The sequence below is a fragment of the Sulfuricurvum sp. genome (assembly GCF_049305995.1).
In the GTDB taxonomy this organism is placed as follows: domain Bacteria; phylum Campylobacterota; class Campylobacteria; order Campylobacterales; family Sulfurimonadaceae; genus Sulfuricurvum.
This window is the reverse complement of the sequence record NZ_JBAQPS010000266.1, coordinates 1-7,269: the sequence shown is the minus strand read 5'-3', so window position 1 is coordinate 7,269 and position 7,269 is coordinate 1. Positions and strand designations below refer to the sequence as shown.

The following is a 7,269-nucleotide window of genomic DNA, read 5'->3' as shown; positions in this document are numbered from 1 at the left end:
CCAAGTGCGTTACCAACAAGTGAATTAGAAATAATTGTTAAGCGTATCGCAAAAAAATTGGAACGAAATGTGCTAGTGGATCCTAAAGAAAGTGGCTTAGGCGGATTGTTTAAGCGTTTAATGGAACATTTTTAAGCAAGACGATCTTAGCCGTACGATGTTTATACACTGAAGAGAAGGAAAATTATGCGAGGTTCGAATTTTGTCTCTTTTTTAACAGTACAAGGGTTTTTTATCGGTATTGTTTTTGGGATATTAAAATCGAATTCAGCGGAAAGTTTTTTAGGTTTTGTCATTCTTATCACGGTGTGTTTTTACCTTTTTGCCCATTTATGTGTTGGATTCTTTTTCCAAACACTCGGTATAAAATCCAGTTCTTTTCCTAAAGCATCTCATGAGCATAATCTTGATTTTTTTATACGTGAAATTAATAAGCGTGAACAATTTATCGATGCATTTTATACGCATAAAGCGGATTTGATGGATGATGATAATCGGGGGCAGGGATGAGTGGAACGGATGTTTATACGCAAGAGTTGAAACACCGTGAAGATCAGTTGGCACTCCAATATCTGCCGGCAGTTAAAGCGATGTCATTTCGGTTAAAAGAGCGTTTGCCTAGTTCGATTGATTATATGGATTTATGTGCGATTGGAACAGAAGAACTTGTAAAACTTGCACGGCGTTATGATGAAACTCAAAATGATTCTTTTTGGGGATATGCAAAAACACGAGTTTATGGTGCAATGTTAGATTATTTACGCTCTTTAGATACAGTAAGTCGCTCAAGTCGAAAATTGATCAAAGAGATTGATCAAGCTATTGAACTTTATATGAGTGAACATGATGAAGAGCCTAGTAATGAAGAACTTTCGATACTATTAGGTATTGAACTGGAAAAAATTCATGAGGCACGTATTGCTTCGGATATTTATACAGTGATGCCATTGGATGATCAATTAGGCACTCCTGAAGAAGGGGGAATATTGGAAAGAATAGAACATGATGATCTTATTGAAGCAATTCAAAATGTTTTAATGACATTTGATGAGCGTGAGCAGATTATCATTCAGCTCTATTATTTCGAAGAATTGACACTGAAAGAGATTAGCGACATTGTTAATATTACCGAATCACGAATTTCACAAATCCACAAATCAGTTATTCGACGTATTAAAGATACAGTAGGCGGGTACTAATGGCTGATATTTTATCGCAAGAAGAGATTGATGCCCTTTTGGATGTTGTTGATGATGAAGGAGATAGTGCTTTAGAAACGGGAGATGATAATCTCTTTTCACAACGTCAAATTACTCTTTATGATTTTAAACGCCCTAACCGTGTCTCTAAAGAGCAACTTCGTGCTTTTAGAGGGATTCATGACAAAATGGCACGCTCCATTGCATCGCAGATTTCGGCTATTATGCGCTCCATTGTCGAGATTCAGCTCCATTCGGTTGATCAGATGACTTATGGAGAATTTTTGATGTCTCTCCCCAATCCAACGAGCTTCAATGTTTTTTCGATGAAGCCGCTAGAGGGAAATGGTGTTTTAGAGATCAATCCTTCTATTGCATTTCCGATGTTAGATCGTATTTTGGGTGGAAAAGGTGAACCGTTTGAGGCCAATCGAGAATTTTCAGATATTGAACTCTCTTTATTTGAGACTATTTTACGAGTTATGATGGCAACATTGCGTGAGGCATGGGGTCCGGTAACTGAGCTATATCCTCAAATCGAGTCAAAAGAGTCAAGTCCTAACGTTGTTCAAATTGTTGCACAAAATGAAATTGTTGTTATGGTTGTAATGGAGATTATTATTGGACATAGTTCAGGAATGATGAATATTTGTTATCCGGTAATTGCACTTGAACCGGTATTGCCCAAGCTTGCTAGTCGTGACCTGATGCTGAATGAAACCAGTTCGAAAAAAAGCCGTAATCAAGAACTCCAAGTTCTTATCGGTGGTGCTCATGTCAATATTGAAGTGAATCTTGGAGAAGCGGAATTAAGTTTACATGAGTTGCTTGAACTCGGTGAGGGAGATATAATACGTTTAAATATTCCGGCTGATGATGTTGTCAATGTGAGTGTTGATGGAAAAGCTCGTTTCATTGGTCAAATGGGGCTTCGAAGATTTCGAAAATCGATTCAAATCACTTCATTAATTGATACGGAAAAAGATGCAGTTAAACGAGCATTAAAAGAATTTGAGACAAAACGAAAAGCTCGAATCAGCGGTGTAAAAGAGATGATTCACGGGCCATTAAAAGAGGAGTATGAGGATGAGTGATTTTGCCGGAGTATTTGCACAAGAGGCTACCGCGACAATTGAGGGTTTGACTGGACAAGTTCCCTCTATAATACTCAAAGAAGCCGAGAATATTTCTATTGTCTCCAATATTATCCCTCCTATTGCTTTGATACATGTAAGTTTTAGTGGAGAAGCATCAGGAAAAGGGATTGTTATGTTGCCTCCGCAACTGGCTACTGCACTTGGGGATATGATGCTTGGTGGTGAGGGTGAAGCAAAAGATAGTATGTCCGATGAAGATTTGGATGCGGCTAAAGAGATCGTTTCTAATATTGTTGGGGCGATGAGTACGACACTCGGATCACAAAAAGAACTTCCAAAATTGACAATTAAACCGGAAAAAACTCAATTTATTGCTGAAAATGGTGAAGTGAATCTCGATGCTTATGCCAGAATGTTCGTTTTTACGTTTACTTTAGGATCTATTAATTCTTTAATAATGTTTGTGATTGATACACCTATCTATGATGCTTTGAATGGTGGTAAAGTATCCGAAGCGGTATCAAATCCAAGAGGTAGTATTTTTGATGAACCATCCGAAGCTTCGGTAAAGCTTGAAGAAGGGGAGATGAAAAATATCTCGTTGATTTTAGATGTCAAACTTCCTGTTCGAGTCCGTATCGGAAAGAAAAAAATGCTTCTCAAAGATGTTTTGAGTATGGATATCGGTTCAGTTATAGAGCTGAACCAACTGGCTAACGACCCATTGGATATTTTAGTGGACGATCATGTGATTGCACAAGGTGAGGTCGTCATTGTTGATGGTAATTTTGGGGTTCAAGTTACTTCCATTGGAAGTAAGCGAGATCGTTTGAACAAACTCAAAGGGTAATAATGTCTCCGCATCGAAAAAAAAGAGAAAAAGAGTACCCAAGCAGTCGTTATGTTAAAGACATCAAATCAGCAGATGTATGGAGCGTATTTAAAATTATTGCCGATTTTGTACAAGGCTTTGATGAATTAGGAGATTTAGGTCCTTCTGTTACCATTTTCGGGAGTGCTCGTTTGGATGAAAATCATCCTTATTATAATAAGGCAATGCTTCTTTCGGGAATGCTTGCTGAACGGGGTTATAACATTATCACCGGTGGTGGTCCAGGGATTATGGAAGCAGCCAACCGAGGTGCTTACGAGCATGAAAATATAGAGTCGATTGGTTTGAATATTGAACTTTCTCAAGAACAGCAACCAAACCCCTATATCACAAAAGGGAGGAGTTTTGATTATTTCTTTTCCCGAAAAGTAATGTTGGTTAAGTACTCGATGGCGTATGTTATTTTTCCCGGTGGTTTTGGAACACTCGATGAAATGTTTGAAGCATTGACACTGATACAAACTCGAAAAGTGTGGGGCGTGCGATTGTTTTTAGTGGGAACGGAGTTTTACGCTCCTCTCATTCAATTTTTACGGGATAAAATGTTGCAAGAGGGGATGATCAATGAAGCGGATATGAAACTTATTACATTGACAGATGACATCCAGTTTGTTATCGAAGAGATTGAGAAGTCCCTTGTTTCTCAAATGGAGACACTTGAAAAAGAAGGATTGCATGATACAAAGTATTACAAAATTCTCTCTTCGTATTTTGAAAATAGACCGATTTGTGACAGAAGTGATATTTAATGATTAAAAAAGTATTAATCGGAATGAGCGGTGGGGTTGACTCGACGGTTTCGACACTGTTGCTAAAAGAGCAGGGGTACGAAGTGGAAGGGGTTTATATGAAACTCCACTCAAAACCCGGCTACCATGAGATCCATCAAGCGCGTGCACAGAGAGCGGCTGATTTTGCAGGGGTGAAACTCCATATTCTTGATCTGCAAGAACAGTTTAACGAAAAAGTATTCACTCCGTTTATCGAAACCTACCGTGAGGGAAAAACACCCAATCCGTGTGCTCTATGTAACCGCAATATCAAATTCGGAGCTATGGTGTCGTTCGCCGACAGTATCGGTGCCGATTTCATCGCAACGGGACACTATATCCGCCATGACGGACAATATTTGCTTCAAGCACAGGATGATACGAAAGATCAAAGCTATTTTCTTTTTTACATTGATCCTGCATTGGTTCCCAGATTGCTGTTTCCTTTGGGAGAACGTCATAAGAGTGATATCAAGGCTTTCGCTGCAAGTGTCGAAGGACTAGAGTCATTTGCTTCTCAGGGTGAATCGAGTGAAATATGTTTTGTAGAAACGACTTATATGGACGTTCTAAAACCCTACGTTCCTGTCGATCAAGAGGGTGATGTCCTCGATATGGAAGGCAAAGTTATCGGTAAGCACAAAGGGTACATGCACTACACGATTGGAAAGCGCAAAGGATTTAATGTACACGGTGCCCATGATCCCCATTTCGTCGTTGAGATCAAACCGCAAACCAACCAGATCGTCGTAGGGACGCGTAAGGATTTAGAGTGCAATCGTGTGGAGTTAGAGCGAGTAAATATGTTTGATGATAGAAAAGAGTTTGAGTGTGATGTGAAACTTCGCTATCGCACTACGGCGGTACGATGCTCGGTTAAAATCGAGGGAGATCATGCGGTCGTTGAGCTACACGAACCGGTACTCGGTGTTGCCTCAGGTCAAGCGGGTGTGTTTTATGAGGGAGAAAAACTTCTTGGCGGCGGATGGATCCTATAAATGTTACACACTAAAACGAATTCATCCGTTTTAGTGGCAGGGACAAATGTCCCTACAACCCCCTAAAGCTACAAAAAACATGTTTTTTGAGAGTTTTGATGCGATATTAGAGGAAAAACAATGACTTCCAAAAAGAAAATTATTGCCGCAGGGATTATCGGCAACGTCATCGAATACTACGATTTTGCCCTCATCGGCTTTTTAGCGGTGATGATGGGAAACCTCTTCTTCCCCTCCGATGACCCTTTTCTCTCCCTTTTGGGCTCTTTCGGCGCATTTGCTGCAGGGATGATCATGCGCCCTATAGGAGCATTGATATTCGGTCATATCGGAGATCGTATCGGTCGTCGCTTTGCTCTGATGAGTTCATTGATTTTAATGGCACTTCCGACATTTCTCATCGGATTTTTACCCACTTATGCGCAAATCGGGATAATGGCTCCCATTCTTCTTGTAGCACTGCGAATGATTCAGGGCTTATCGGTCGGAGGTGAATACGCCAGCTCAATCGTCTATCTCGTCGAACAATCCTCCCCGAATCGTCAAAATCTTTACGGCTCATTTGTTTCCGTCGGTGCGAAAATCGGGATGGCTCTAGGGTCGGGGCTGTGCGGAGTATTACTGTGGTATTTAGGTGAAGATGCGATGGGAGAGTGGGGATGGAGAATCCCTTTTTGGGTGAGTATCGTGATTGCGGCGGCGGGGCTATATTTACGCCGTAACCTTACTGATAATTATGCACCGAGTGAAGATAAAACCATTCCGATCGTAGCGATTCTAAGCTATCACCGCCGTGAATTTTGGCAGTTTTTGATCGTTGCTTCGGCAATATGGATTTTTTATTACACGGTTTTTGTCTATCTTCCCATTTGGTTACAAGGGAGTGCGGGACTCACTAAAGCCGAAGCAGGGCAGATCAATACCCTCTCGATTGTGATCGGGGTGATTTTTATCCCTCTTATGGCGATGCTTGCCGATCGGATCGGTTCACTTCTGGTGATGCGCGGTGCGGCTTTGGGATTGGCAGTTGGTATCTATCCTATCATGGTCGGAATGAGTGTCGGAGGGTATTGGGGCTCATTGGCGGGGACGATTGCCTTGGTGATACTGCTATGCGCTTTTCAGGCTCCTATATTCGCTTCGACGGTTAAGGCTTTAAGCTATCATGGCTATCGAGCATCGTTTACAGCAGTGATTTTAGGAAGTGCCGCAGGGATTGTCGGCGGGATTACCCCCGCTCTTATGACATCGTTGGAGAAACTAAGCGGTGACCCGTATGCTCCGGCGTATTTGATCGCCGTAACATCGCTGATCGGATGGATTGTTTTGAGACGGATAAAGGATTAAAATAGTTGAGAAGCTTTGTAATTAATACTTTGATGGAGCACTCTACCGATAATAATTGTTTGGGATGATTCATCTATTTTGTAAAATACCAGATAATCCTCGATAATAAGAATGCGACACTCTCTGCGGATATGTTTGCGTTTACAAGAGAGGCCAAGTTTAGGAAAATCGGCTAATTTGGCAATAGTAACCTGTAAAAATTGGAGATAGGTACTAGCACGAACGGGGCTATCTTCAGCAATATGATCTAAAATAGTTTCTAGATCAGTATAAGCTCGTTGAAGATAGACGATATTATGAGGCATATTTTGTGGCGAGTTTAGCAAAAACCTCGTCGTGTGTTCCGATGATAGGAGATTTAAATCCTTCATCGACTAATGATTCTAATTCTTCGTCGTACTCTTCTTTTGAGAGTTTTACAGTATTTTCGGGGAGTGATTTTAGAAAAGAAATCACTTTATCTACGACGGATTCGTCTTGTATTTCGAGATGATAGGCTAACATTTTGTCCCCTTTTTGAGGAAGTTTATTCGAGAATTATACCACTTCTTTGTCATTCCCGACTTGATCGGGAATCCAGCTTTATTTTTTCTTCTCTACCCTCGCACGCTCTAACTTTTTCATACTCTCTTGAAGTGTCTTTTTCACATCCTCGACCGCAAAGCCTTGCATGATGATTTTTGTAATATTTTAGGTAAACTTTTGTCTATATTGTTTTATAAAGGTTTTTTTAATGGCTGTTCCTGATTTTCAAAGTATGATGTTGCCTATATTGATTTTTCACTCCGATAAGCATCCACGAAATACACAAGAACTTTATCAATTTACGGTATCTAAATTTAATTTAAGTGAAGAAGAGCAAGCGGAACTTTTATCCAGTGGAAAACAAGAGGTATATAAAAATAGAGCATTATGGGCACGTACCTATTTATCAAAAGCTTTATTACTTGAAAGTCCAGTGAGAGG

At 40.4% G+C, this 7,269-nt stretch carries 10 protein-coding genes; 8 read left to right on the top strand and 2 right to left on the bottom strand.

Going from position 1 to position 7,269, the window contains the following annotated elements; translation table 11 throughout:
• Positions 1-186 precede the first annotated feature (186 nt).
• The 7 genes from WA010_RS09175 to WA010_RS09145 all read left to right on the top strand — a co-directional run bounded on the left by WA010_RS09175 (position 187) and on the right by WA010_RS09145 (position 6,303).
• A complete protein-coding gene (locus WA010_RS09175; RefSeq protein WP_422556829.1) occupies positions 187-510 on the top strand; it encodes a hypothetical protein in 324 nt (107 codons plus the stop codon).
• Positions 507-1,199, top strand: coding sequence for an RNA polymerase sigma factor FliA (locus WA010_RS09170; RefSeq protein WP_422556828.1), 693 nt, complete (start codon positions 507-509; stop codon positions 1,197-1,199). The genes WA010_RS09175 and WA010_RS09170 overlap by 4 nt, the downstream gene beginning before the upstream one ends.
• Positions 1,199-2,293, top strand: coding sequence for a flagellar motor switch protein FliM (fliM, locus tag WA010_RS09165; protein WP_422556827.1), 1,095 nt, complete (start codon positions 1,199-1,201; stop codon positions 2,291-2,293). Before WA010_RS09170 ends, fliM begins: the two co-directional genes overlap by 1 nt.
• Positions 2,286-3,146, top strand: coding sequence for a flagellar motor switch protein FliY (gene fliY / locus WA010_RS09160; protein ID WP_422556826.1), 861 nt, complete (start codon positions 2,286-2,288; stop codon positions 3,144-3,146). Before fliM ends, fliY begins: the two co-directional genes overlap by 8 nt.
• A 2-nt stretch (positions 3,147-3,148) precedes the next feature.
• On the top strand, positions 3,149-3,937 hold the full coding sequence (locus WA010_RS09155) for a TIGR00730 family Rossman fold protein (protein WP_422556825.1): 789 nt from the start codon (positions 3,149-3,151) through the stop codon (positions 3,935-3,937).
• A complete protein-coding gene (gene mnmA / locus WA010_RS09150) occupies positions 3,937-4,956 on the top strand; it encodes a tRNA 2-thiouridine(34) synthase MnmA (protein ID WP_422556824.1) in 1,020 nt (339 codons plus the stop codon). Before WA010_RS09155 ends, mnmA begins: the two co-directional genes overlap by 1 nt.
• A 120-nt stretch (positions 4,957-5,076) precedes the next feature.
• A complete protein-coding gene (locus WA010_RS09145) occupies positions 5,077-6,303 on the top strand; it encodes an MFS transporter (protein ID WP_422556823.1) in 1,227 nt (408 codons plus the stop codon).
• Here the strand turns inward: WA010_RS09145 and WA010_RS09140 are convergent.
• Entirely contained in the window at positions 6,300-6,629 is a 330-nt protein-coding gene (locus tag WA010_RS09140; protein WP_422556822.1) for a type II toxin-antitoxin system RelE/ParE family toxin, read from the bottom strand. The two genes, WA010_RS09145 and WA010_RS09140, sit on opposite strands and share 4 nt — an antisense overlap.
• On the bottom strand, positions 6,598-6,807 hold the full coding sequence (locus WA010_RS09135) for a hypothetical protein (protein ID WP_422556821.1): 210 nt from the start codon (positions 6,805-6,807) through the stop codon (positions 6,598-6,600). The genes WA010_RS09140 and WA010_RS09135 overlap by 32 nt, the downstream gene beginning before the upstream one ends.
• A 229-nt stretch (positions 6,808-7,036) precedes the next feature.
• Between WA010_RS09135 and WA010_RS09130 the strand changes: the two genes are divergently transcribed.
• Positions 7,037-7,269 (top strand): winged helix-turn-helix domain-containing protein (locus WA010_RS09130; protein ID WP_422556820.1); only part of this gene is annotated, 233 nt, incomplete at its 3' end.

What these genes read in the sequence shown, in the direction of transcription:
- mnmA (WP_422556824.1), top strand. Translation starts at nt 3,937, where the DNA reads ATGATTAAAAAAGTATTAATCGGAATGAGCGGTGGGGTTGACTCGACG.
- WA010_RS09155 (WP_422556825.1), top strand. Translation starts at nt 3,149, where the DNA reads ATGTCTCCGCATCGAAAAAAAAGAGAAAAAGAGTACCCAAGCAGTCGT.
- fliM (WP_422556827.1), top strand. Translation starts at nt 1,199, where the DNA reads ATGGCTGATATTTTATCGCAAGAAGAGATTGATGCCCTTTTGGATGTT.
- WA010_RS09135 (WP_422556821.1), bottom strand. Translation starts at nt 6,807, where the DNA reads ATGTTAGCCTATCATCTCGAAATACAAGACGAATCCGTCGTAGATAAA.
- WA010_RS09175 (WP_422556829.1), top strand. Translation starts at nt 187, where the DNA reads ATGCGAGGTTCGAATTTTGTCTCTTTTTTAACAGTACAAGGGTTTTTT.
- WA010_RS09145 (WP_422556823.1), top strand. Translation starts at nt 5,077, where the DNA reads ATGACTTCCAAAAAGAAAATTATTGCCGCAGGGATTATCGGCAACGTC.
- WA010_RS09170 (WP_422556828.1), top strand. Translation starts at nt 507, where the DNA reads ATGAGTGGAACGGATGTTTATACGCAAGAGTTGAAACACCGTGAAGAT.
- fliY (WP_422556826.1), top strand. Translation starts at nt 2,286, where the DNA reads ATGAGTGATTTTGCCGGAGTATTTGCACAAGAGGCTACCGCGACAATT.